Here is a 24,383-nt window from a genome sequence, read left to right as displayed (position 1 = left end):
ACGCGCTTCACCTCTGCGATCTCTGTGCGAATCCGTATCAAAACCGCCTGCGCGGGTCAGCTGCAGTAGACCTCGCGCATGGCGTCGATATGCACGACGAGCTGCTGCGCGATGAACAGCGCGCGGGGTTCTTCGGCGATATCGGTCGCCTTCGCCAGATGGCCGCCGATCTGCTTTAGTTCCTTGCACTCGCTTTTCTTGGCACTGCGGGTCGTGCTGTTATCCTTAAGGTGGCTGAACAGGCTGCGATAAACGTGGCACACGCCGATCAGCTGCTGCCCCCAATAGGGGAATTGAAAGCCCTGGCTGACCACCGTTCCCGTCACCCCGTCGCACGCGCTGCCCAATTGCGCGGGGTTCACGGCGCCGATCGCCGCGACGATCCGCTCGCCGCGGTCGGCCCAATTGTGCCAGCCCGCGGCCTTGTCGGCGGCCGCCGCCGGCATCGCCGCCCCCGCCAGCATCAGCAGCATCGCCGCCCGCAAGGCCGTATTTCCAGTCCGAACCATCCTATCAAACTCCCCTGAAGAAAGGCCTGCCCTGCCACCGCCCGGCGGCGCGGCATTGTAGATTTCCGACATCAGGCCGGGCGCATGGCGTGCCCTTCGCAAGCGGCGGCTTGGCGCGGCCGCCGACAGCGGCTAGCCTTACCGCGACCACAGACCGCCCAGAGGAAGCCCATGATGTTCGAGACCCTGTTCCTGTCCCTCGCCGTCGCGGCGCAGGCCGTTCCGCCGCAGGCGACGCAATTGCCGCCGCCGCCGCCCGCGGTGCCCGCGCCCGTCACCGCGCCGGTCGAGGTCGACACGCGGCCCTATGTCGAACTCGTCACCGACGCGGGAAAGATGGTGGTGCGGCTCGAAACCAGGCGCGCCCCGATCACGACCGCGAACTTCCTGCGCTATGTCGACAGCAAGCGGATGGCGACGACCTTCAAATTCTATCGCACGACGCGAAGCTGGGGGGAGGGGAATGCGCTGGTTCAGGGCGGTAATCGCGGCGACGCGCGGCTGAACTATCCGCCGATCGCGCACGAGCCGACGACCGTCACCGGCCTTACGCACTGCAAGGGGGCGCTCGCGATGGCGCGCCTCGCGCCGGGGGATGCGACGAGCGATTTCTTCATCCTCCTCTCCGACATCCCGGGCTTCGACGCCGATCCCGCGGCGAGCGGCGACAATGCCGGCTTCGCGGTGTTCGGCGAGCTGGTTTCGGGTTTCGACGTCGCCGAGAAAATCTACGCCGCGCCGGTCTCGCCGACCAAGGGCGAGGGGGTGATGGTCGGCCAGATGCTCGATCCGGAGTATAAGATCGTCTCGGCGCGCCGCATCCCCGCGCCCGCCGACGCGCCAAAGGGCTGCGTGGTGAAGGGCGCGTAACGGCCTTCCCGACCGTTGCCCGAAGCCGACGAAGCGCATGATCATTTATTTTGCGTTCATCCGCGCTGTGGCTATACCGCGCCCATGACTCAGCGCATCTCCCTTCGCGCCGCCGCGCGCCTCGCCGCCGCCGCCCTCGTGATTTCGCCGCTGCTGGCGGCCTGCGCCGGGGGCTCGGGCGTCAAGAAGGACACGCGCTACGTCGCGCGCGACGTGAACACCCTCTATCGCGCCGCGCAGGACCGCCTCGACCGCAAGCAGTACAAGCTCGCCGCCGCGCTGTTCGACGAGGTCGAGCGCCAGCATCCCTATTCGCCCTGGGCGCGCCGCGCGCAGCTGATGAGCAGCTTTTCCTATTATATGGACCGCGAATATACCCCCGCGATCGAGGCGGCGCAGCGCTTCCTCTCGATCCATCCGGGGAACAAGGACGCGCCCTATGCCTATTATCTGATCGCGCTCAGCTATTATGAGCAGATCAGCGACGTCACCCGCGACCAGAAGATCACCCAGCAGGCGCAGAACGCGCTCGGCGAGGTGATCCGCCGCTATCCCGACAGCCGCTACGCCGCCGACGCGCGGCTCAAGGTCGATCTGGTGCAGGACCATCTCGCGGGCAAGGAGATGGAAATCGGCCGCTTCTACGAACGCAGCTCGAACTGGCTCGCGGCGTCGATCCGCTTCCGCGAAGTGACCCGGAAGTTCCAGACCACGAGCCACACGCCCGAGGCGCTTTATCGCCTGACCGAATGCTATCTGGCGCTCGGCATTCCCGAGGAAGCGAAGAAATCGGCCGCGGTGCTCGGCGCCAACTATCCCGGCAGCAAATGGTATGACCGCGCCTACAAGCTGATGCAGAAGCACGCGCCGAGCGCGTGAGGCCTATGCTCGTCGCCCCCGCGCAGGCGGGGGCCGCTATGGGTCTTATTGTTCATCGCGGCGTATGCCGGCGGCCGCTCCGCCTGCGCGGTGGCGATGGTTGTTCTTGGATGGGTTCACGCGGAGACGCGGAGCCGCGGAGAGAAAGTGCCTGGCCGCGAAGCGGCTGTTCTCCATCCGCCTTTGCGATGCAATCGAAGCTGGAAAAATCGAGAGGCCTATCGGCCGGATTCTCCGCGTCTCCGCGTGAACCAAAGCCCCTGCGATCTGTGCGCCTCTGCGCGAATCTCCTTTCTTCCTGCTCGCACCGGCCTCACTCCCGAATAGATTCGCATTTTGTTCTGCGTTAAGAGCAGCCCATGCTGACGGCGCTGTCCATCGCGAACATCGTTCTGATCGAACGGCTCGACCTCGATTTCGAGGCCGGGCTCGGCGTGCTCACCGGCGAGACGGGGGCGGGCAAGTCGATCCTGCTCGACGCGCTGGGGCTGGTGCTCGGAATGCGCGCCGACAGCGCGCTGGTCCGGCAAGGCACCGACAAGGCGCAGGTGACCGCCAGCTTCACGCCGCCTGCGTCCGATACGCCGCTCGCCGCGCTGCTCGCCGCCAACGAGATCGCGCTGGAGCCGGGCGAGCCTTTGCTGATCCGCCGCGCGCTCAAGGCCGATGGCGGCAGCCGCGCTTTCCTGAACGATCAGCCCTGCTCGGCGGCGCTGCTGCGCGAGGTCGGCGGCTATCTGGTCGAAATCCACGGCCAGCACGACGACCGCGGCCTGCTCGCGCCCGCTGGGCATCGCGCGCTGCTCGATGCCTATGCGCGCGCCGACACGGCGGGGGTCGCGGCCGCTCACGCCGCATGGCGCGCGGCAGAGGCGCGGCTGGAAGGGGCGAAGGCGGCGATTTCGGAGGCCGAGCGCGACCGCGAATGGCTCGAACATTGCGTCGCCGAACTGCGCGCGCTCGATCCGCGGCCGGGCGAGGATGCCGAACTCGCCGAGGCGCGCGCGACGATGCAGAAGGGGGAGCGGATCGCCGGCGATCTCGGCACGATCCTCGAGGCGTTCGACGGCAGCGCGGGCGGCCCGGCGCTGCTGCGCGGCGCGGCGCGGCGGCTCGACCGGCTTGCGGGCGATCATCCTTTGCTCGCCGAGGCGCTCGCCAGCCTCGACCGCGCGATCATCGATGCCGACGAGGCCGAGACGAAATTGCACGAAGCGGCGCGCGCGCTCGAATATGATCCCGACCGCCTCGAAGCCGCCGAGACGCGATTGTTCGAACTCCGCGCGATGGCGCGCAAGCACGGGGTCCAGCCCGACGAACTCGCCGAGTTGGCGGGCGAACTCGCGGCGCGGCTCGACGCGATCGAGGGCGGCAGCGCGGGGCTGGCGAAGCTCGAAGCCGCGGTTGCCGAAACTGCGGCCGCCTATACCCACGCCGCGACCGCGCTCTCCGACCGGCGTGCCAAGGCCGCAGCGCGGCTCGACGCGGCGGTCGCGGGTGAATTGGTGCCGCTGAAACTCGACGCGGCGCGCTTCCAGACCCGCATCGACCGCCTCCCTGCCGAACGCTGGGGCGCCGACGGGATGGACCGCGTCGAGTTTCTCATCGCCACCAATCCCGGCGCGCCGTTCGCGCCGCTGGCGAAGATCGCGTCGGGCGGCGAACTGTCGCGCTTCATCCTCGCGCTCAAGGTCGCGCTGGCCGAGGAAGGCGGCGCCGACACGATCATCTTCGACGAGATCGACCGCGGCGTCGGCGGCGCCGTCGCGAGCGCGATCGGCGAACGGTTGGCAAGGCTGGCGGGCGCGGGAAAGCAATTGCTCGCGGTGACGCACAGCCCGCAGGTCGCCGCCAAGGGCGCGTCGCATTTCGTCATCGCCAAATCGAGCGAAGGAACCGTGACCCGCACCGGCGTCCGCGCCCTCGACCCCGCCGGCCGCCGCGAAGAAATCGCGCGCATGTTGTCGGGGGCGGAGGTGACCGAGGAGGCACGGGCGCAGGCGCTGCGGCTGTTGGAGATGGTGTGAAGTCGGTCACGGACGCAATCCCCTCCTCTTCAGAGGAGGGGCAGCGAGACTTAGGCGCTTGCGCCTTAGTCGCAGCGGGGTGGTGTTCCGTATCGGCACGCCGCTCAAAACCGGCGTCCACCACCCCAACCCCTCCTCTGAAGAGGAGGGGCTTATAATGGTCGGCCGTCGCATCATGCTCGAACGCGCCGCCCAAATGCGACGGGAACCAACCGAAGCGGAAAAGCGATTGTGGCGCCACCTGTCCGGCGCAAAACTGGGCGGATTGAAATTCCGGCGGCAGGCGGTGATCGGCAACCGGATTGCCGATTTCTTCTGTCCGGCAAAGGGCCTCATCGTCGAAATCGACGGCAACACGCACGACCGTGAACGGGATGAGGCGCGAGATCGCCGGATAGCGGCGCAATATGGCTATCGAACCCTCCGCGTGACCAACGCGGATGTACTCGGCAATATGGACGGCGTTTTGCAGCACATCGACCATATCGCGCACCGCATGTCCGACCGATGGCCCCACCCCAACCCCTCCCCTGAAGGGGAGGGGCTTTGAGTGATCACCCCCTCGACCGCCCCGTCTGGTCGATGCTCACCGGGCGGCAGGCGCATCTGGCCGAGGGCGACGCGCGCGCGGTGCGGATCGATCGCGGCTATGGGCCGTTCGGCGCCGCCGCCGACCGGAGCGATGCGGCGCAGGCGGCGCTCGCCGCGCTGGTTCCGGCCGATGGTGAATTGTGGATCATCGAGGGCGAGCGCTGGCCCGTGCCGCCCGGCATGCGCGAGGTGAAGCGCGCGGTGCTCGCGCAGATGGTCGCTGAAGATTCGCCGCCCGAGGCGCGGCCGGGCGAGCCCGCGATCGTCGCGCTCGGCGAGGCCGACGCGGGCGAAATGGCGGCGCTTGCCGGTCATGCCCGGCCCGGCCCCTGGAGCAGCACGACGCATCGTTACGGTCCCTTCTTCGGGATTCGCGAGGACGGCCGCCTGCTCGCGATGGCGGGGCAGAGAATGCTGATGCCGGGCATGGCCGAAGTCAGCGGCGTCGCGACGTGGGCAGATTGCCGCGGCCGCGGGCTGGCGCGCGCGCTGATCGGCCATGTCATGCGCGCGATGGCCGCGCGCGGCGAAACGCCCTTTCTCCACAGCTATGCCGACAACGCGGGAGCGATCGCGCTCTATGAATCGCTTGGCTTTCGCATTCGGCGCGAGGTGCATGTGCTGGCGATCGCGGCGAATTGAGGCTCGCGCCGGGCGCCCGCCGGTGGCACAAGCGCGCGCATGACTGAGATTGAATCGCTTTCCGAAGCCGAGGCCGCCAACGAACTGATGCGGCTCGCCAAGCAGATCGCCCACCACAACAAGCGCTACCATGCCGAGGATGCGCCCGAGATTTCGGACGCGGATTACGACGCGCTCGTCCGCCGCAACAATGCGATCGAGGCGGCCTTTCCGAACCTGATCCGCGCCGACAGCCCGAACCGGCTGGTCGGCGCGGCGGTCGAGGCGTCGCCGCTCGCCAAGGTCGCCCATGCGGTGCGGATGATGAGCCTCGACAACGCCTTCGCGGCCGAGGATGTCGAGGAGTTTGCCGCGCGCGTGCGGCGCTTCCTCAACCTGCCGGGCGATGCCGTGGTCGCGATGACCGCCGAGGACAAGATCGACGGCCTGTCCTGCTCGCTGCGCTACGAAAAGGGCAGGCTGGTGCAGGCCGCGACGCGCGGCGATGGCACGGTGGGCGAGGATGTCACCGCCAATGTGCGGCATATCGCGGATATCCCCCAGGAATTGCCGGGGGACGCCCCCGACGTCTTCGAGATCCGCGGCGAAGTCTATATGTCGAAATCCGATTTTTCGGCGCTCAACGAACGGTTGATGGAGGAGGGGCGGGCGCTCGCCGAACAGCGCGAACAGGCGTTCGATCCCGCCGCCGTCCGCCAGTTCGCCAACCCGCGCAACGCCGCCGCCGGATCGCTGCGCCAGAAGGACGCGAGCGTCACCGCGTCGCGCCCGCTGCGCTTCCTCGCGCACGGCTGGGGCGAGGTGAGCGCGCTTCCCGCCGATACCCAGTTCGGCGTGATGCAGGCGCTCGCGGGCTGGGGCGTTCCGGTGTCGCCGCTGCTCGCGCGCTGCGACAGCGTTGCCGACCTGCTTGTCCATTATGCCGAGATCGAGCGCCGCCGCGCCGACATGCCCTATGACATCGACGGCGTCGTCTACAAGGTCGACCGGCTCGACTGGCAGGCGCGGCTCGGCTTCGTCGCCAAGGCGCCGCGCTGGGCCATCGCGCATAAATTCCCCGCCGAGCGCGCGCAGACGACCCTCGAAGCCATCGACATCCAGGTCGGCCGCACCGGCAAGCTGACCCCGGTCGGGCGCCTGACCCCCGTCACGGTCGGCGGCGTCGTCGTCTCGAACGTTACGCTCCACAACCGCGACGAGATCGGCCGCCTCGGCGTGCGCCCCGGCGACCGCGTCGTCGTCCAGCGCGCGGGCGACGTCATCCCGCAGGTCGTCGATAATCTGACCCGCGACGAAGACCGCCCCGCTTATGCCTTCCCCGGCCATTGCCCGGTGTGCGGCAGCGAGGCGGTCGCCGAGGAGGGCGAGGTCGACGTGCGCTGCACCGGCGGTCTCATCTGCAACGCCCAGAAGTTCGAGCGCCTGCGCCATTTCGTCAGCCGCGGCGCGCTCGACATCGAGGGGCTCGGCGAAAAGAGCATCGCGGAGTTTCTGGAGCTCGGTTGGCTCGACAAAGGGCCCGCCGACATCTTCCGCCTGAAAGGCCACCGCGACGACCTGCTCGGGCGCGAGGGGTGGAAGGAGACGTCAGTCGACAAGCTGTTCGCGGCGATCGAGGCCAAGCGCACGCCTGACGCGGCGCGGCTGCTGTTCGGGCTCGGCATCCGCCACGTCGGCGCAGTCACCGCGCGCGATTTGCTCAAGGGGCTCGGCGACATGGCGCGGCTCCCCGGCAAGGCGGCCGAAATCCATGCCTATCTCGACGAGCACCCGCAGGGCGAGGAAGAGTCGGCCGGCAAATATATGACGCGCAAGGTCGAGGCGATCAAAGCGATCCTCGAGGTGCGCGCCGACGGCATCGGCGCCGCGGTGGGGGAGGCGCTCGGCGATTTCTTCCACGAACCGCACAATCGCGCATTGTGGGACGACCTTCTCTCCGAGGTCGCGCCGCCGCCCTATGTGGTCGAAACGCGCGACAGCGAGGTGTCGGGGATGACCGTCGTCTTCACCGGCAAGCTGGAGACGATGAGCCGCGACGAGGCGAAGGCGCAGGCCGAAGCGCTCGGCGCCAAGGCGGCGGGCAGCGTGAGCGCCAAGACCGACCTCGTCGTCGCGGGGCCGGGCGCAGGATCGAAGCTCAAACAGGCGAGCGCGCTCGGCATCCGCGTGATCGACGAAGCCGAATGGGCGGCGATCGTCGCGGCGGCGGGGTAAAGGATTCATTCCTTTCTTCGTCACCCCGGACTTGATCCGGGGTCCATTCAGTGCTCGCTGTCACTGACGACGGGCCGAATGGATGCTGAATCAAGTCCAGCATGACGAATATAAGAGGTGAGTGGGGCGACATGGCCAAACGCGATTATCTGGACACCCTCATGCGCGATCTCGAATCGCATACCGAGGTGCGGCGTTTCGGCAGCGGCTGGCTGTCGGGCTTCTTCGGGCTGCTCTTCGCGATCAGCGGTTTCTTCATGGTGATCGCGCTGCGCTTTCCCGACTGGTTCGCGACCCCCGAACTGGCGATCGTCAAGAATTGGGCCGGCTTTCGCGGCGCGGTCCATCTGGTCCTGCTCGCGGGCTATGGCCTGTCGCTGCTCAGCCTGCTGCTGCGCCCGCGCAAGGTGCTGGGGCTGACCGCGCTGATGGTCGGGCTCGCCGCGGCGCTGCTCGGCGGCGCGAACGTCCAGCCGCAGGAAACGCGCGACTGGGGCGTCTTTTTCGGGCTCGATTTCTTCGCGGTGAACCTGCTCGTCACCGGCTTCATGTTCGCACCGCTGGAGCGCGCCTTCCCGCATCGCCGCGCGCAGCGGCTGTTCCGCACCGAATGGCGCGAGGACCTCTTCTATTTTCTCGTCAGCACGATGTTCGTGCAGATATTGAGCTTTCTCGCGCTCGCGCCGCAGCAGTTCGTCAACGCGCATACGAACAACTGGGACGCCTTCCGGGCGGGCGTTGCTTCGCTGCCGTGGATCGTGCAGTTCCTGATCGTCCTGGTCGCGTCGGACGTCGCGCAATATTGGTATCACCGGCTATTTCACAAAGTGCCGTTCCTGTGGGGCTTTCACGCGGTCCACCACAGCGCGGCATCGATGGACTGGCTGGCGGGGTCGCGGATGCATCTGGTCGAGGTCGTCCTGCTGCGGTCGGTGACCTCGTTGCCGCTGTTCACGCTCGGCTTCAGTCCGTCGGTGATGCAGGCCTATATCGGCTTCATCTATGTCTGGTCGTCCTTGCTCCACGCCAATGTCGGCGGCGATTTCAACCGGCTCGGCCACTGGATCGCGACCCCGCGCTTCCATCACTGGCATCACGGGCTGGAGCGCGAGGCGTTCGACGTCAATTTCGCGATCCATTTCCCGTGGATCGACAAATTGTTCGGCACCTTCCACCTGCCGAAGGATCGCTGGCCCGAAAATTACGGCATCCCCGAGGAGGTGCCGAAGGCCTATTGGAACCAATTCCTTTATCCCTGGACGCGCACCGGCAAGAAGACCGACGAGGCGGCGGCGGAATAATGTTTCGTCATTGCGAGCGGAGCCCATTGGACAAACTGTCCGCTTGCCCCGCCGCTCTCCCCGCCATAAGGCCGCCGCCGTGGGCATCCTCGCCGCCTTTCGCCGTCCGGGCATCCTGCTGCTTCTGCCGCTGCTGCTCGCGCTTGCCGCGCGGGTGCTCGTCGCGCCGGGCTGGATGATCGACAGCGCGGGCGGCACGATCACCGTGCGCGTCTGTTCGGACCCCGCCAATCCCGGCGGCACGATGACCATCGCGCTCGAAAAGACCGGCGATCATAAAGCCGGTGAGGGCCAGCAGCATTGCCCGTGGGGCGCGCTCGCCGTCGCGCCGATCACGCCCGCCGCTCCGGCGCTGCCTGCAAAGCTCGCCTCGGCCGAACCCGCGCCCGTCGCGACCCCTTCGCTCGGTTTCGCGCCGGGCATTGCCTCGCCGCTCCCGCCGAGCACCGGACCTCCTGCCTTCGCCTGATCCAGCCTGAACCGCCGCCCGCGCCCAAGCGCGGTGTGGCCCCACGCCTGTATCCGGGGAAGATTTTCCGATGACCACTATTGCCTATCGCGCGGCGCCCTTACTGGCGCTCGCTATCTGTCTTGCCGCGTTGCCTGCCCATGCCGACGAGGCCGATTCGACCATCATCGTCACCGCGCCGGCCGCGACCGACGCCGCCGAGGACCGCGCCGCGCGCACGCCCGGCGGCGCCGACGTGGTCTCCTATCGCGATTATGCCGACAAGAGCGTCGTCTCGCTGCGCGACACGCTCGCTTTCTCGCCCGGCGTCTATCTCCAGCCGCGTTTCGGGCAGGAGGTGCGGATTTCGATCCGCGGTTCGGGTCTGTCGCGCGGCTATCATATGCGCGGGCTGACGCTGCTGCAGGACGGGGTGCCGATCAACCTCGCCGACGATAATGGCGATTTCCAGGAACTGGAGCCGATCTTCTTCGACCATCTGGAGGTCTATCGCGGCGCCAATGCGCTACGTTTCGGCTCGGGCACGCTCGGCGGCGCGATCAACGGCGTGACGCCGACCGGGCGCACCGCCGAGGGGCTTTACCTGCGCGGCGACGCGGGCAGCTTCGATATGCTGCGCGGCCTCGCGTCGGCGGGCGTCGCGGGCGAGCGCGTCGATGCGTGGGGCGCGGTCAGCGCCGATACGTCGGACGGCGACCGCAAGCATGCGAAGCGGCGCAGCCTGCGCTTCCACGGCAATGTGGGGCTGGCGCTGACCGGCAACATCACGACGCGTCTTTATGCGAGCTACAACCATATCGATCAGGAGCTGCCGGGCGCGCTGACCCGCGCCGAGGCGCTCACGACGCCGCGCGTCGCCAATGCGGGAGCCGTCGCGGGCGATCAGGCGCGCGACATCGAATCGCTGCGGCTCCAGAACCGCACGAGCATCGATCTCGGCGCCGCGACGCTCGACCTCGGCGTCTTCGTCAACGCCAAGACGCTGCACCATCCCATCTATCAGCTCATCGATCAGAAGAGCGTCGATCGCGGCACCTTCTTCCGCCTCGACTATGCCGCCGGAGCGGTCGAGGCGACGCTCGGCGGCGAGCTGCGCGTCGGCGACGTCCATTCGCGGCGCTTCGTCAATGTGGCGGGGCGGCGCGGCGCGAAGACCTTCGACGCGCAGCAGGACGCGCGCACCGCGACGCTTTATGGCGAGGTGCGGTTGAAGCCGGTCGAAAGCCTCTCGCTGATCGCGGGCGGCATTTACGCCGACGGGATGCGGCGCCAGCACGAGGCGTTCAACAACGGCCCGGTCGACAATTTTGGCCGTGCCGATTTCGACGCCTTCTCGCCCAAATTCGGCCTGCTGTTCGAGCCCGCGCCGGGCGTGCAATTCTATGGCAACTACAGCCGTTCGGTCGAGTTTCCGGGCTTCATCGAACTGGCGCAGGTGTCGGCCTTCGTTCCGCTCGATGCACAGCGCGCGTGGACGGCCGAGGTCGGCACGCGCGGCCGGACGGGGATGCTGAGTTGGGACCTCTCGCTCTATCGCGCCGACATCAAGGGCGAGTTGCTGCAATATAGTGTGACCGCGGACATTCCCGCGTCGACCTTCAACGCAGGCAGGACGCGGCATGAGGGGATCGAGGCGGCGCTGGAGATCGCGCCGGCGAACTGGCTCCGGCTGCGGCAGGTATACACCTACAGCAATTTCCGGTTCCGCGATGATGTCCAGTTCGGCGACAATCGCCTGCCGGTCGTGCCGCGCCACGTCTATCGCGCCGAGGCGCGCATCGGCACCGACGCGCTGCACGTCGCGCCGAACCTCGAATGGGTGCCGCAGGGGCCGTTCGCCGATTACCGCAGCCGCGTCCGCACCCCCGGCTATGCGCTGATCGGCGTCACCGGCGGCGCGCGCATTGCCGAAGGCATCGACGCCTTCGTCGATGTCCGCAACATCACCGGCAAGAAGGCGATCGGCGACATCAGCGCCGCGATCGACGTCACCGACGGCTCGGCGATCTATTATCCGGCCGAGCGCCGCGCGGTGTCGATGGGGCTGCGCGCGCGCTTCTGATCCGCGCGAGACCTCACCCGGCCGCGACCGCCGCCTGCGCCTCGGCGCGCGCGGGGGTCGCGCCGGGGATCACCGCGTCCATATCCTTGTTCTCGGGCAGGATCGGCCAGAGCAATTGCTGCCCCAGCGTCGCGGGCGGCAGATTCTCGACGCCATAGCTTTGCGGAAAATGGCGCGTGATTTTCGCGGTGCCGAACAGCACGTCCCAGAAGAACAGGAGATTGCCGAAATTGCCCTTGTAATGGACCGCCGGGTCGTCGGCGTGGCGGCCATGATGAGCATGATGCGTCGCCGGGGTGCTGATCGTCCGTTCGACCACCCACATGACGGGGGCGAGCGCCTTGATGCGATAGAGCGGCGCGTCCCACGCGACATCGCTGTGCGCGCCGATGATCACCAGCATCTTCACGACCAGATAGGCGGCATAGAACCAGCCGAGCCCGAGATAGACGAGCGCCCCCGCCAGCCAGATGTTCGGCATCATCGCATAATAGAGGAGGTTGTTCCGGTAGACGAGCCGCACGCTCATATAACGGGCATTATGGTGCGCGCGGTGGAGGTTGTAGAGCCAGGCAGTGCTGTGCGACGCGCGGTGCCACCAATATTGTGACATATCCTCGAAGACGAGGAACAGTGCGAGCGCCGCAAGCAGCGGGATATTCGCGAGCGCGCCCGCATATTCGGGAAAGAAACGGTGCCCGATCGCCCCGGTCGCAAGCAGGATCGCGGGTTGGGTGATGATGGTCAGCGTGAAGAAGCTGACGACCTCGACAATGCCGTCGTGCCGCGTCTGCTCGCTCTTGGCGAAAAGCCGGGTGCGCGCGAGTTCGAGCAGACAGAAGCCCAGAAAGATGAGCGCGACGAGCAGGCTCGATTGCGCGGAGGTGAGTTGCATCCCGATTCTCCCGATTGGCCTTCGCGGCCTTGCCTTTCGCGCAGTCTTGCCACACATCGGCGGATAGAAATGCAAAGATCTTATCATTTCGACCTGGCCGAGCGGACGCGGCTGTCGCCCGCCGAACGCGACCGGCTGACGGCGATGGCCCCGGCGCGGCGGTTCGCCGACGGCCAGTTCGTGCAGCAGCAGGGCGATCCCGGCGACGCCTTCTGGGCGGTGGTCGAGGGGCATGTCCTCGGCGGCCGCTTTGCCGAGGATGGCGGCTTCACCGCCTTTGCCGTGCTCGGGCCGGGCGATCTGTTCGGCGAACTGGCCTTCTTTACCGGCGTGCCGCGGCAGGCCGACGTGATCGCGCGCGGGCCGGCGCGGCTCGTCGCGATCGACCGGCCGCTGCTCCGCCGCTTGATGGCGACTGACATCGGCTGGGCCGAGCTGCTGCTGCGCAGCCTCGGCCGCCAGCTTGCCGGCGCGCTCGACATCATCGATGCCGAGCGGCGGCTCGGCAGCGCCGACCGGCTGCTGCGGCTACTCCGCATGATGGCGGCGGATGGCGGCGACGGCACGACCGTGCATGCGACGCAGCAGCAGCTTGCCGACCTGCTCGGCGTGTCGCGCGTCACGCTGGGCGCCGCGCTTCGGGACCTGACCGCGCGCGGGCTGGTCGAAACCGGCTATGGGCGGATCAAGTTGCGTGGATAGGTTTATGAAGAAAATTGCTCAATCACCCACGATTCCCCGAGCGAAGTCGAGGGGCTCGTTCGAGCGGAGCGAGAACCCATGGTCCGAGCCTCGACTTCGCTCGGCATAGCCCCTCGGCTTCGCTCGGGGAATCGGCTCCTATGATAGCCGCCGTGCTCCGAAACGGACGATAAAGTTTCACCTGAAACCATTTCATGCTAGGCATGACGATATGAAGAACCCCGATACGCATGTTCATGACACGCCGCCGCCGGGCGCCGCGGCCGACTGGACGATATCGCAGGACTGGGATGCCTTCACAGCCGACGAACATGCGATGTGGGACCGGCTGTTCGCGCGCCAGTCGGACATGCTGCCCGGCCGCGCGTCGGAGGCCTTTCTGCGCGGCATCGACGTGCTGCGGCTCGAAAAACCGGGTATCCCCGACTATCGCGAACTCAACGCGCGGCTGATGGCTGCGACCGGGTGGCGGGTGGTCGCGGTGCCGGGGCTGGTGCCCGACGACGTCTTTTTCGATCATCTCGCGAACCGGCGCTTTCCCGCGGGCAATTTCATCCGCACCCCCGAACAGCTCGACTACCTCGAGGAACCCGACGTCTTCCACGACGTCTTCGGCCACGTCCCGATGCTCGCCGATCCGGTGTTCGCCGATTATATGGTAGCCTATGGCGAGGGAGGGCTTCGCAGCCTCAAGTTCGATGCGCTGAAGCAGCTTGCGCGCCTCTATTGGTATACGGTCGAATTCGGCCTGATCCGCGAGGCGGGCGAGCTTCGCATCTATGGCGCGGGAATCGTTTCTTCCTTTGCCGAAAGCGTCTTCGCGCTCGATTCGGACAGCCCGAACCGCATCGGCTTCGACCTCGCGCGCGTGATGCGCACCGATTACCGGATCGACGATTTCCAGCAGAATTATTTCGTCATCGACAGCCTGGGGCAATTGCTCGACGTGACGGTGAACACCGATTTCGCCCCGCTCTACGCCGCCAACGCCGCGCTGCCGCCGATCCCGATCGCCGACATATTGGAAGGCGATGCGGTGATCACCCGCGGCACGCAGGATTATGCGCTCGCCAAGAGCGGCTGAGTTTTACTCACCTTCCTTGCGTACCGCCGATATGAGCTGGCGGCGATGCTGATGCGCTTCGCGGTCGGGCGGCACGCTGTAAATCGCGCGCAGCAGCGCGGTGTCCTGCTTCGAGAGCTCGCGCAAACCGGGCTCGCCATCGAACAGGCCGAGGATCGAATCGTCGGGTGGCGGCGGGTCGCTGTCCATTTCGGCCATAGCCACCATCGCGGCAAAGGCGGCGACCGCGTCGAGCGGATAGCCGTGAGCCTTTTCCACGTCGATAATGACGGTGGCGGCGCTCAGCGCGCGCACGGCCTGCGTTCCAACGAGGCTCGACCCGGTATGCGAGAGCATTGGCGCTCCAGTGCTGCGCAATGGCGAGCCCCCGCCTTCGCTGTGGCCGCCGATCCACGGCATCGGCGCGGTGCTTGCCGACACGGCATCGCGGCTCTGCAGCCGGGTGCTGTACCACCAGCGGATCGCATCGTCGCCGTCCACCGCCCGCTCGCGCGCGGCGGGCGACAATTCGGAAAAACGCTGCGGCGACTTCTCGAGCATCGTACGGGCCAGACCCTCGCCGTTGGCGGCAAAGACGATCACGATGTTGGTCGTACAGCCGGGCGCAGCGACGCGCGCGCCCGCCGCGGCGGCGACCGCGCGTACCCGCTCCTCGACGATCCCGGCAACCGCGTCGTCGACCTCCATCGCACGCGGACAGACGGGGTCGATCCAGCGCGCGATCGGCCGCAATTCGGCGACGCCCGCGCGGCGCACGAATTCGACGGCGCGCTTTCGCTTTTCCCGCTCGGTGCCGGGGGTGGCGGTCACGATGATCGAATCTGCATCTTCGCCGGGGGGCGGGGCTGCGGCGAGCAGGGTGAGGGCGACAAACAGGCTCATGGCCGATCCTCCCGGTGACGGGCCAAAAGCTAGCCAGTCACCAGTGAAAATTCAACTATTTGGCTACCAGCTCCCGAAGGTCGCATCCGATGGGCTCGCGCGGTGCAGCGCCCGTTCCTTGCGGCGCCAGCCATAGCGCCGCCGCTTGACCAGCAGCAGGCATGGCCATTCGGCGCTGCCGCCGCGCGCGGCAAGGCGAAAGCCCTGGGCGCGATAGGCGGCGAGCACCGGCTCCATCTGCCGCGCGATCAGCCCCGCGAGGATCGCATGGCCGCCCGGCGCCGTGATGCTGGCGATATCGGGGGCGAGGGTGATCAGCGGTCCCGCAAGAATATTCGCGACGACCAGATCATAAGGCGCCCGGTGCCGGATCGCCGGATGATCGGTCCCCGGCGCGACCGCGAGCGCGAGCCGCCCGCCGCCGCGGCCGAGCGGCACGCCATTGATCGCGGCATTGTCTCTGGTCACGAAAATGCTCGCGGGGTCGATGTCGGACGCGATCACCCGCGCGCGCGGCCAAAGCGCCATCGCGGCGAAAGCGAGGAGGCCGGTGCCGGTGCCGATGTCGGCGATGTTGCGCGGGCTCGCCCCGGCGCGCGCCAGCCGGTCGAGCATCGCGAGGCAGCCCGCGGTCGTGTCGTGCCCGCCGGTGCCGAACGCCTGGCTCGCGTCGATCAGAAAGGGAGTGCTGCCCGCCGGCACCCGGTCGGCATAGCTGCTGGTATGGACGAAGAAGCGGCCCGCCTGCACGGGCTCGAGCCCCTGCTGCGACAGCGTGACCCAATCCTCTTCGGGCAATAGCTCGACCTGGGGCTTTGCGCCTCTGGCGCTCGGAATCAGGTCTTGCAACAGCTTGAGGAGCGCCGGCCCCGGCCGCGTGTCGACATAGGCGTCGAGCTGCCAGCGCCCGCTATCCTCCTCGATCTCGCGCGTGACGACGACGGGCGCGTCGGCCAGCGCGTCGAGCTCGGGAATTTCGCCCGATAGGGCTTCCGCCTCGGCGCGCGTGCAGGGGAGGGAGACGATCCAGCTCATTTCGCCGCCTTTTCCTTTGCCAGCCGCTCGTCGAGACGCCGCGCCGCGCCAAAGGCATACTCCCGGCATTGGCTCACCGTGACCTCCGGCCTGTCCGCAAGCCGGGCGAACAGGTCGCTCGCGGACGGGTGCGGCGTGACCAATATGTCGCAGGGCAAGGCCGCCACCTTGGTGAAGGTCGCACGCATCATGGCGACATAGTCGGGATGATCGCTGAACCGATAGTCGTCCGCCGATACCGCGCTCAGGCTGTCCACATAGGCGATGGTGCGGCAAACCGCGCCTTCGCAGCTTTTCCACGTCCAGCTCGTGCTGCCCGGCGTATGGCCCGGGGTCGCGTGGGGCGTCAGGTCGATGTCGGCGATGGGCAACGCCTCGCCGTCGTGCAACTCGCCCGACACGGTCACGCCTTTGAACGGCGGAATCGCGCCGCGCTGCGGATCGATCGCGTCGGCCTCGCCGCTGCGCAGCGGCGCGACCGCCTCGCGGCGCGCAAAGACCTTGGCCCCGGTCGCGTCCTGCAGCGCCTTCAGCCCGCCGACATGATCATAATGCTCGTGGGTCGCGAGCAGGGTGCGGATATTTTTCGGATCGAAGCCGAGCGCGCGAATGTTCGCGAGGATCGATGGTACTGCTTCCCCGGTCGCGCCGTCGATCAGCACCAGTCCGCCGGGCGCATCGATCAGTATCACGGTGATTCCGCAGGTGCCGACATAATAGCTGTTGCCGAAAATCTTTGCGGGCGGTGCCGGGTCGCTCCACCCCGTGCGCCCGTCGCAAGCCGCTGCCAGCGCCTTGCCGGTCGGTGGGACGGCGGTTGCGGGAATCGAGGTTTGCGGCGCGCAGGCGGCGAGCGTCAGCGCGGCGGGGGCGGTCACGCGGCGTGCCGAGCGGGCGATCGAGGGAAGGGATATCATCCCCCTGCCTTAAGGCAGGGGACGGCCGCTTGCCAAGCTCACGCCACCCGGCGGCTGAACTCGCTGGCGGCCTTTTCGAGCGACTGGAGCCGGTCGCCCATCTTCGCGAACTCGCTGCTCAGCGTGCTGATCTCGCCCGCGACGAGCCCCGAATCGCCCCGGATGCTGGCGATCGTCGACGACATCGAGTCGGCGGCGAGCGCGGTCTCGTCGACCGCGGCGGTGATCGAGGTGACCGTCTGCGCCTGCGCGTCCATCGCGTCGCGGATGCGCTGGGCCGAGGTCTGGACCTCGACGATCGTCGCCTGAATCGACTGGTTCGCCGACACCGATCCGCGCGTCGCCTGCTGGATCGCGGTGATCTTGCCCGCGATATCGTCAGTCGCGCGCGCGGTTTCGTTGGCGAGGCTCTTCACCTCCTGCGCGACCACGGCGAAACCGCGGCCCGATTCGCCCGCGCGCGCCGCCTCGATCGTGGCGTTGAGCGCGAGCAGGTTGGTCTGCCCCGCGATCTCGCGGATCAGCCCCAATATGGACTCGATCGATTCGGCATGGCGCGACAGCGCCTCGGACATGGCGACCGCTTCGCCCGCCTGTTCGGAGGCGCGGGTCGCGACGCTCGCCGAGGCTTCGACCTCGCTGCGCGCATCCTCGATCGCGCGGATCAGCCCGGCGGCGGTCGATGCCGCCTCGCGCATCGCCATCGCCGATTGCTCGGACGCGGCGGCGACTTCGCTGGTCTTGGCGATCATGCCCTTCGCCGCCTGGTCGGCCGAGGCCGCCTGTTTCGCGAGCTGCTGGCGCGCGGTGTCGGTGTCCTGCACCAGCGACGCGATCGAGCGGTCGAAATCGCCCGCCAGCGTCTGCCGCTCGCCCGAGATCACCGCGCGGTCCAGCTTTTCGGCATAGCGCTGCATGATGTCGAACTCGAGCAGCCCGAGCCGGTTGATCGCGCCGGTCAGCCGGACGATGCGGTTCGCATCGTCCCCGCACGCCGCGACGACATATTCGATCGTCAGCCGCTGGCTTTCGGCCATGCACGACATCACCGACGCGAGCGGCAGCTTGACGCGGCGCGCCATATGCGTGTTCTTGCAGGCGATCGTCGCGACCTCCTGTCCCGCGGGGTCGCTATATTTGAGCGCGGTGTGCCGCGCGCTGCCGCGGACATAGGATTCGTAAAGCTCGCCCTCGACCGGGCGGTCGACCGAGGGAAGCGCGTTGAAGGCGTCCCAATAGGCGCGCGCAATTTCCTCCTCGTGCCCGGCGATCATCGCCTGGATTTCGGCCGAGTGCGCGGCAAGCTGCCCGTCGAGATCGTAATAGGGAAAGCGATCCGCCATCAGAACGGGATCGATCTGCTGCTTATGAATGGGATTTTCCTTCACCATGATCCGTTTCCCCGATCCCCAAAAACCGCGCCTTTCCAAGCAGGCGGGTCCGCCCCGCCCGTGCTCTGGAAACGTGCGGGCCAGATATGGAAGAAAATTGGTAAAAGCGCCGTTAACCAGCCGCGCCGATTTTGCCGGAAAGGCGCGGACCTGAACCGGGTCGTCGTCCGAAACTCTCTTCTTTGTGGCTTCGTGTCTTTGTGCGAAAACAAAACAATCGCAGGGCGACACAAAGAAAGCTGGAACGCACAGGCGAGTCCGCGTCTCCGCGCGCCCGATATGGAGAGCGACCATGATCATCGGCACCCCCCGGGAAATCAAAAATCACGAATATCGCGTCGGCCTGACCCCCGAAAGCGCGCGCGAGCTCGTCGCGCACGGGCACCGCGTCCTCGTCGAGACCGGCGCGGGCGAGGGGATCGGGGCGCATGACCGCTTCTATGAGCAGGCGGGGGCCGAGATCGTCGGGACGCCCGCGGACATCTTCGCGACCTGCGAGATGGTGGTGAAGGTCAAGGAACCGCAGCCGGCCGAACGCGCGATGCTGCGCCCCGGCCAGATCCTCTACACCTATCTCCATCTCGCGCCCGATCCCGAGCAGACGCTGAGCCTGATGAAATCGGGCGCGGTGTGCATCGCCTATGAGACCGTCACCAGCCCGCACGGCGGCCTGCCGCTGCTGAAGCCGATGAGCCAGGTCGCGGGGCGCATGTCGATCCAGGCCGGCGCGACCGCGCTCGAAAAGGCGCACGGCGGCCGCGGGGTGCTGCTCGGCGGGGTGCCGGGAGTGGCGCCGGGCAAGATCTGCATCATCGGCGGCGGCGTCGTCGGCTTCAACGCGGCGCAGATGGCGGCGGGGCTCGGCGCCGACGTCACCATCCTCGACCGCGATCCCGAAGTGCTGGAGCGCGTCGGCACCTTCTTCGAGGCGCGGGCGAAGACGCGCTTCTCGAACCGTGCCAACCTTGCCGAATGCGTGGCCGAGGCCGATCTCGTCATCGGCGCGGTGCTGATCCCCGGCGCCGAAGCACCGAAGCTGGTGACGCGCGCCATGCTGGGGACGATGCGTCCCGGCTCGGTGCTCGTCGACGTCGCGATCGACCAGGGCGGCTGTTTCGAGACCAGCCATGCGACGACCCACGCCGATCCGACCTATGTGGTCGACGGCATCGTCCATTATGCGGTCGCCAACATGCCGGGCGCGGTCGCGCGCACCAGCACCTATGCGCTCAACAACGTCACCCTGCCGCACGCGCTGCGCATCGCCGATCTGGGCTGGAAAGAGGCTTTGCGACGCGACGTGCATCTTGCGCAGGGTTTGAACGTTTGGAATGGTAAGGTGACGTTCGAGGCCGTAGCCGAAGCGACCGGAACCGACTATGTGCCTGTCGAGCAGGCGCTTGCCTGAGGAACGAAGAAGAGAGACGATGACCGACCAGGACCCGACGCCGCAAGAAGAGGAAGAGAATGAAGTGCTGCGCGCCGCGCGCGAGCTTCAGGCGCAGAAGGAAGCCGCCGAAGCGACCGAAGCGGCCGACAAGGAGGCCGGAAAGGCCAAGCGTCCCGGCTGGAAGACCGCGGCCGCCGCAAGCCTCGGCATCGGATCGGCCGCGGTGATCGCGGCCTTGCTCTACGCGAACCGCGACAAGATCAAGTGAGGCATAGCCCGCGCGGCAAGGCCGCGCGGGTTGAAAATGCGGGACTCGGGGCGGCCTTGAGCCGCCCTTTCCTGTTTCGGGGCAAGCGTTGGGAAAGCATCCGCTGTCTTGCGACTTTAGAAAATCTTGAGAACGGCATCAGGACTTGGGCTGCGCCCCCGGCCTATCGATCGCGATCATCGGTCGAACAGGAAAAGGGGGAGAGAAGCATGCATCATGATACGGGCCAGTGCGGGAGCCGCCGCCGCGCATCCTTGCTTGCCATGGCAGCGTTGCTTGCCGGATGCGGCTCGCAATCGACCGCCGCCAGCGACAGCGTCGCCGCGGCGGCACCGGCGAACGGCGCGGCGACGCCCGTCCTCGCTTCGGCGCAAGCCGTTGCCGCGTCGCCGACAGTCTTGCCCATCGAACAGGGACTCTACATCTCCGGCTATCGGACGCCGGACGGCATCTATTTCACCGCAGACGACAGCCCCGATGCGGCAAGCGCCTGCAAGGGCGCCACGGACCTGTTCTTTTATGACGGCGCCCATACCGGCGAAATCGGTTCGGATGAGTTCGGTCATTGGACGAATGCCGCTGTCAGCATTTCGCGCGTCGGCCCCGCGCGCAAGCCGCTCGCCGCCGATCTTGCCAGGGCGTCGCGCGGTTTCACGCTGGTCTGGGATGCGGCGGGTGAGCGAAAGGGCATTCCCTCGCTGGCGCTGAAAGCGACGGGCCCGGGCCGGTTTACGCACCTCAGCATGGGCTCCTTCGGGCAGAGCTCTTATATGAAATGCTCATTTGGGCAGCTTTCGCTGAAGATGCAGGGCGCTGTCCGCGCCGAGCAGCCGCAAATGGCGAGTGCGAGAGTCCCGCAGGCACCGGGAGCGTCGGACGAGGAGGCGGTGCGCGCCCTTGTCGGCAGCATCTACGGCTGGCGCGATGGGCGCAGGGTCGAATTCCTCGACGAGTGGCGCATCCTGTTCAGCCCGCGGATCGAGAGCCTGCTCGCGCAATGCGGGGCTGCGCAGGACAATGCCGATCCCCGCGCCAATGAAGGCGAAGGGGCCTATACGGTGCTGGGGGATCAGGGGTGCGTCGGCGCCCCGTTCCTGCTCGAACCCGTCGGCGGCGATCCCGCGCCCTTCATTCCGAAATCGCGCCCTCTGCTGCGGCGCATCGGCGCCGATACGATCGAGGTGGAAATCGTTGTCCCGCCTGCCGACCGTGAATATTGGGGGTGGAGCCAGACCCTCCGCTTCCAGCGCAGCGGCGGAAGTTGGCTGATCGATGAAATCCTGACCCGGACCGGCACCGGAACCGACCTCTACAGCAGCGGCATCCAGCAGAATATTGTCGAGCTTCGCAAAATCGCGAAAAAGCCTCGAAGGCGCTGAATGCTCGTTCGGCGTCGCCGTCATGGCATGCGCTGGACGTCACGCCGCGATGCGATTCCTCTCGTCGCGACGCAGGGTCAGGACTTCGACGCCGGTGCCGGTCACCGCGACCGTATGCTCGAACTGGGCCGATAGTTTGCGGTCGTCGGTCACCACCGTCCACCCGTCCTCTTCGGTCGAAACCTTGCGGCTGCCCTGATTGATCATCGGCTCGATTGTGAAGACCATCCCCTCGCGCAGCCGCATCCCGGTCCCGCGGCGCCCGAAATGGAGCACCGACGGCTCCTCGTGCATCTCGCGGCCGATGCCGTGCCCGCAATAGTCGCGCACGACCGAATAGCCGTTCCGCTTCGCGTGGCGCTCGATCGCGAAGCCGATGTCGCCGAGCTGCGCGCCGGGGCGCACCTGCGCGATTCCCTGCCACATCGCCTCCTCGGTCACCTTGACGAGCCGCCGCGCGGCGGGCGCGACCGCGCCGACGAGATAGGTCTTGCTCGAATCGGCGATGAAGCCGTTCTTTTCGAGCGTGATGTCGAGGTTGATGATGTCGCCGCCCTGGATGATCTCGCCCGCGTCGGGGACGCCGTGGCAGACGACATGATTGATCGAGCAGTTGAGGACATATTTAAAGCCGTACTGCCCCTTGCTCGCCGGCCGCGCGGCCAGGTCGACGGTGATGAAGCGCTCGACCAGATCGTTGACCTCCATCGTCGAGCGGCCGGCAAGATCGAGCCCGTCGAGCATCTCGAACACCGACGCCAGGAGGCGGCCCGACTGGCGCATCAGGGCGATTTCGCCGGGGGTCTTGACCATCTCAGGCCGCCGCCCGGCCGGCGAGGCGGACGTTCGCGGCGGCGAGCTGCATCCGGACGATTTCGTTGAACGACAGCGCCGGATTGGCCTCGGCCATCATGCCGATCTTCATCCAATATTCGGCCTGCGCATTGATCGACCGGCACATCACGGTGCTGGCGCGGCGCGCTTCCTCGTGCAGTTCGTCGTCGATTTTCACGATGCCCATGATCGGTCCTTGGTAGATAGATGATATATGGATCATATATGATTCGTATATCGGGGCGTCAATCGCTGTTATAGCCCTTCCTCGTCACCCCGGACTTGATCCGGGGTCCCGCTTTTCACCGTTGCTCAGCGGGACCCCGGATCAAGTCCGGGGTGACGAAAGAGGGCAGGCTCACTACCTGCTCGCAGACGTTCCGCCGCCTGCAGCGGCCTAAACCGACATCATCATGCGCTAAGCAATTGCATATCGCGGCAGGAAGGCTTAACCGGCGGCCATCGACCGACAGAGTCAGGAAACGGGGCTGATATGGCTGGCAAGGAAACGAGCGGGCGACCGCTTTCACCGCATCTGCAGGTGTATAAATGGGCGCCCTCGATGGCGGTGTCGATTTTCCACCGCATCACGGGCGACGGCCTCGCGATCGTCGGCGCCCTGATGTTCCTCTGGTGGCTCGGCGCGATCGCCGCGGGGCCGGAGGCCTATGCGGCCTTCGTCGCCTGCGTCTGGAAAGATCCGAGCCCCGAAATCAGCGCGCTGCATCAGGTGACCAACATCCTCGGCAAGGTGGTGCTGGTCGGCCTGACCTGGGCCTTTTTCCAGCATCTCTTCTCGGGCCTCCGCCACTTCGTGCTCGACACCGGCGCGGGTTATGAGCTTAGGACCAACCGGCTCTGGTCGATCCTCGTTTTCGCCGGCGCGATCCTCGCGACCGCCGCCGTCTGGCTCACTATCGCGCAGGAGGCGCTCCATGGGTAACGGAACGCGCCTCGGCCGCGTGCGCGGGCTCGGCCCGTCGCATCACGGCACCGGCCACTGGCTTCAGCAGCGCCTGACCGCGCTCGGCAATGTCCTGCTCGTCACCTGGTTCTTCGTCTCGCTGATCCGCCTGCCGCTCGGCGATCATGGCGCGGTCCATCGCTGGGCGTCGAACCCCACCGTCGCGCTCGCGCTGATCCTGCTCGTCATCAGCGTCTTCTGGCATTTCCGCCTCGGCCTGCAGGTGATGATCGAGGATTATGTCCACGGCGAAGCGACCAAGCTGCTGTCGCTCGTCATCCTGAATTTCTACGCGATTGGCGGCGCCGCTTTCGGTATCTTCGCCATTGTCCGCATCGTGCTTGCGCCCGCCGCCGGGCTTGCTCCGGGGGGCATGTGACATGACCGAAGCCTATAAGATCATCGACCATATCTATGACACCGTCGTCGTCGGTGCCGGCGGCTCGGGTCTCCGCGCCACCATGGGCAGCGCCGAGGCGGGGCTCAAGACCGCCTGCATCACCAAGGTGTTCCCGACGCGCAGCCACACCGTCGCGGCGCAGGGCGGCATCGCCGCCAGCCTCGGCAACAATACACCCGACCATTGGCAATGGCATATGTACGACACCGTCAAGGGGTCCGACTGGCTCGGCGACCAGGACGCGATCGAATATATGGTGCGCGAGGCGCCCGCGGCGGTCTACGAGCTCGAACATGCGGGCGTGCCGTTCAGCCGCAACGCCAACGGCACCATCTACCAGCGTCCGTTCGGCGGCCATATGCAGAATATGGGCGCCGGTCCGCCGGTGCAGCGCACCTGCGCCGCGGCCGACCGCACCGGCCACGCGATGCTCCATGCGCTCTATCAGCAGTCGCTGAAATATGACGCGGACTTCTTCGTCGAATATTTCGCGCTCGACCTGATCATGGAAAATGGCGCGTGCCGCGGCGTGATCGCGCTGTGCCTGGAGGACGGCAGCATCCACCGCTTCCGTTCGCAGGCGGTCGTGCTGGCGACCGGCGGCTATGGCCGCTGCTATTTCACCGCCACCTCGGCGCATACCTGCACCGGCGACGGCGGCGGCATGGTGCTGCGCGC

Annotated in this window: 25 protein-coding genes; 17 read left to right on the top strand and 8 right to left on the bottom strand. The window is 67.1% G+C overall.

The window, feature by feature from the left end; all coding sequences use genetic code 11:
* Positions 1-56: 56 nt before the first annotated feature.
* Positions 57-509 carry a hypothetical protein gene (locus tag OJI97_RS02640; protein WP_297660882.1) on the bottom strand — a complete coding sequence of 151 codons (453 nt, stop codon included), beginning with the start codon at positions 507-509 and terminating at the stop codon, positions 57-59.
* Positions 510-680: 171 nt separating this feature from the next.
* Here OJI97_RS02640 and OJI97_RS02635 point away from each other — a divergent pair, with 171 nt between their 5' ends.
* From OJI97_RS02635 to OJI97_RS02595, 9 genes are all read left to right on the top strand, one after another.
* On the top strand, positions 681-1,379 hold the full coding sequence (locus tag OJI97_RS02635; protein WP_297660880.1) for a peptidylprolyl isomerase: 699 nt from the start codon (positions 681-683) through the stop codon (positions 1,377-1,379).
* 84 nt (positions 1,380-1,463) lie between these two features.
* On the top strand, positions 1,464-2,258 hold the full coding sequence (locus OJI97_RS02630; protein ID WP_297660878.1) for an outer membrane protein assembly factor BamD: 795 nt from the start codon (positions 1,464-1,466) through the stop codon (positions 2,256-2,258).
* 359 nt (positions 2,259-2,617) lie between these two features.
* Positions 2,618-4,285, top strand: coding sequence for a DNA repair protein RecN (gene recN / locus OJI97_RS02625; RefSeq protein ID WP_297660876.1), 1,668 nt, complete (start codon positions 2,618-2,620; stop codon positions 4,283-4,285).
* Between the two features lie 79 nt (positions 4,286-4,364).
* Entirely contained in the window at positions 4,365-4,835 is a 471-nt protein-coding gene (locus OJI97_RS02620) for an endonuclease domain-containing protein (RefSeq protein WP_297660874.1), read from the top strand.
* Positions 4,832-5,518 (top strand): GNAT family N-acetyltransferase, encoded by a 687-nt coding sequence (locus OJI97_RS02615; protein WP_297660872.1) that lies wholly within the window; start codon positions 4,832-4,834, stop codon positions 5,516-5,518. Before OJI97_RS02620 ends, OJI97_RS02615 begins: the two co-directional genes overlap by 4 nt.
* Positions 5,519-5,557: 39 nt before the next feature.
* Positions 5,558-7,732 carry an NAD-dependent DNA ligase LigA gene (gene ligA / locus OJI97_RS02610; protein WP_297660871.1) on the top strand — a complete coding sequence of 725 codons (2,175 nt, stop codon included), beginning with the start codon at positions 5,558-5,560 and terminating at the stop codon, positions 7,730-7,732.
* A 131-nt stretch (positions 7,733-7,863) separates the two neighbouring features.
* Entirely contained in the window at positions 7,864-9,033 is a 1,170-nt protein-coding gene (locus OJI97_RS02605) for a sterol desaturase family protein (RefSeq protein ID WP_297660869.1), read from the top strand.
* Between the two features lie 79 nt (positions 9,034-9,112).
* Positions 9,113-9,502, top strand: coding sequence for a hypothetical protein (locus OJI97_RS02600; protein ID WP_297660867.1), 390 nt, complete (start codon positions 9,113-9,115; stop codon positions 9,500-9,502).
* Positions 9,503-9,572: 70 nt separating this feature from the next.
* Entirely contained in the window at positions 9,573-11,564 is a 1,992-nt protein-coding gene (locus tag OJI97_RS02595; protein WP_297660866.1) for a TonB-dependent receptor, read from the top strand.
* 13 nt (positions 11,565-11,577) lie between these two features.
* On the opposite strand, the gene OJI97_RS02590 is transcribed toward OJI97_RS02595, so the two are convergent.
* Positions 11,578-12,459 (bottom strand): sterol desaturase family protein, encoded by an 882-nt coding sequence (locus tag OJI97_RS02590; protein WP_297660865.1) that lies wholly within the window; start codon positions 12,457-12,459, stop codon positions 11,578-11,580.
* A gap of 69 nt (positions 12,460-12,528) precedes the next feature.
* Between OJI97_RS02590 and OJI97_RS02585 the strand changes: the two genes are divergently transcribed.
* Together OJI97_RS02585 and phhA are read left to right on the top strand one after the other, a co-directional pair.
* Positions 12,529-13,161 carry a Crp/Fnr family transcriptional regulator gene (locus tag OJI97_RS02585; RefSeq protein ID WP_297660864.1) on the top strand — a complete coding sequence of 211 codons (633 nt, stop codon included), beginning with the start codon at positions 12,529-12,531 and terminating at the stop codon, positions 13,159-13,161.
* Between the two features lie 211 nt (positions 13,162-13,372).
* Positions 13,373-14,245: a phenylalanine 4-monooxygenase gene (gene phhA, locus OJI97_RS02580; protein ID WP_297660863.1), complete on the top strand. Its 873-nt coding sequence runs from the start codon at positions 13,373-13,375 to the stop codon at positions 14,243-14,245.
* Positions 14,246-14,248: 3 nt separating this feature from the next.
* Here phhA and OJI97_RS02575 read toward each other — a convergent pair whose 3' ends face one another.
* The 4 genes from OJI97_RS02575 to OJI97_RS02560 all read right to left on the bottom strand — a co-directional run bounded on the left by OJI97_RS02575 (position 14,249) and on the right by OJI97_RS02560 (position 18,470).
* Positions 14,249-15,127, bottom strand: coding sequence for a hypothetical protein (locus OJI97_RS02575; RefSeq protein ID WP_297660861.1), 879 nt, complete (start codon positions 15,125-15,127; stop codon positions 14,249-14,251).
* 63 nt (positions 15,128-15,190) lie between these two features.
* The gene (locus tag OJI97_RS02570; protein ID WP_297660860.1) at positions 15,191-16,162 is read right to left on the bottom strand and encodes a 50S ribosomal protein L11 methyltransferase; all 972 of its coding nucleotides are present in this window, start codon (positions 16,160-16,162) and stop codon (positions 15,191-15,193) included.
* Positions 16,159-17,079: a subclass B3 metallo-beta-lactamase gene (bla, locus tag OJI97_RS02565; RefSeq protein ID WP_297660858.1), complete on the bottom strand. Its 921-nt coding sequence runs from the start codon at positions 17,077-17,079 to the stop codon at positions 16,159-16,161. Before bla ends, OJI97_RS02570 begins: the two co-directional genes overlap by 4 nt.
* 38 nt (positions 17,080-17,117) lie before the next feature.
* On the bottom strand, positions 17,118-18,470 hold the full coding sequence (locus OJI97_RS02560; RefSeq protein ID WP_297660857.1) for a methyl-accepting chemotaxis protein: 1,353 nt from the start codon (positions 18,468-18,470) through the stop codon (positions 17,118-17,120).
* A 292-nt stretch (positions 18,471-18,762) separates the two neighbouring features.
* Between OJI97_RS02560 and ald the strand changes: the two genes are divergently transcribed.
* The 3 genes from ald to OJI97_RS02545 all read left to right on the top strand — a co-directional run bounded on the left by ald (position 18,763) and on the right by OJI97_RS02545 (position 21,507).
* Entirely contained in the window at positions 18,763-19,878 is a 1,116-nt protein-coding gene (ald, locus tag OJI97_RS02555; protein WP_297660855.1) for an alanine dehydrogenase, read from the top strand.
* A gap of 19 nt (positions 19,879-19,897) precedes the next feature.
* On the top strand, positions 19,898-20,128 hold the full coding sequence (locus tag OJI97_RS02550) for a hypothetical protein (protein WP_297660853.1): 231 nt from the start codon (positions 19,898-19,900) through the stop codon (positions 20,126-20,128).
* 209 nt (positions 20,129-20,337) lie between these two features.
* Positions 20,338-21,507: a hypothetical protein gene (locus tag OJI97_RS02545; protein ID WP_297660850.1), complete on the top strand. Its 1,170-nt coding sequence runs from the start codon at positions 20,338-20,340 to the stop codon at positions 21,505-21,507.
* A 39-nt stretch (positions 21,508-21,546) separates the two neighbouring features.
* Here the strand turns inward: OJI97_RS02545 and map are convergent, their stop codons facing one another.
* Together map and OJI97_RS02535 are read right to left on the bottom strand one after the other, a co-directional pair.
* Positions 21,547-22,320, bottom strand: a complete 774-nt coding sequence (gene map / locus OJI97_RS02540) for a type I methionyl aminopeptidase (RefSeq protein ID WP_297660849.1) — start codon at positions 22,318-22,320, stop codon at positions 21,547-21,549.
* Between the two features lies 1 nt (position 22,321).
* Positions 22,322-22,528 (bottom strand): ParD-like family protein, encoded by a 207-nt coding sequence (locus OJI97_RS02535; protein WP_297660847.1) that lies wholly within the window; start codon positions 22,526-22,528, stop codon positions 22,322-22,324.
* A 306-nt stretch (positions 22,529-22,834) separates the two neighbouring features.
* Here OJI97_RS02535 and sdhC point away from each other — a divergent pair, with 306 nt between their 5' ends.
* From sdhC to OJI97_RS02520, 3 genes are all read left to right on the top strand, one after another.
* Entirely contained in the window at positions 22,835-23,284 is a 450-nt protein-coding gene (gene sdhC, locus OJI97_RS02530) for a succinate dehydrogenase, cytochrome b556 subunit (RefSeq protein WP_297660845.1), read from the top strand.
* On the top strand, positions 23,277-23,684 hold the full coding sequence (gene sdhD, locus OJI97_RS02525) for a succinate dehydrogenase, hydrophobic membrane anchor protein (protein ID WP_297660843.1): 408 nt from the start codon (positions 23,277-23,279) through the stop codon (positions 23,682-23,684). Before sdhC ends, sdhD begins: the two co-directional genes overlap by 8 nt.
* Position 23,685: 1 nt before the next feature.
* Positions 23,686-24,383, top strand: a 698-nt coding sequence (locus OJI97_RS02520) for an FAD-binding protein (RefSeq protein ID WP_297660841.1), incomplete at its 3' end; no start/stop codon positions are given.

It is taken from the genome of Sphingopyxis sp., assembly GCF_025869345.1.
In the GTDB taxonomy this organism is placed as follows: Bacteria; Pseudomonadota; Alphaproteobacteria; order Sphingomonadales; family Sphingomonadaceae; genus Sphingopyxis.
Note: the sequence above shows the minus strand (reverse complement) of the source record. Positions and strands in the feature narration are given on the sequence as shown.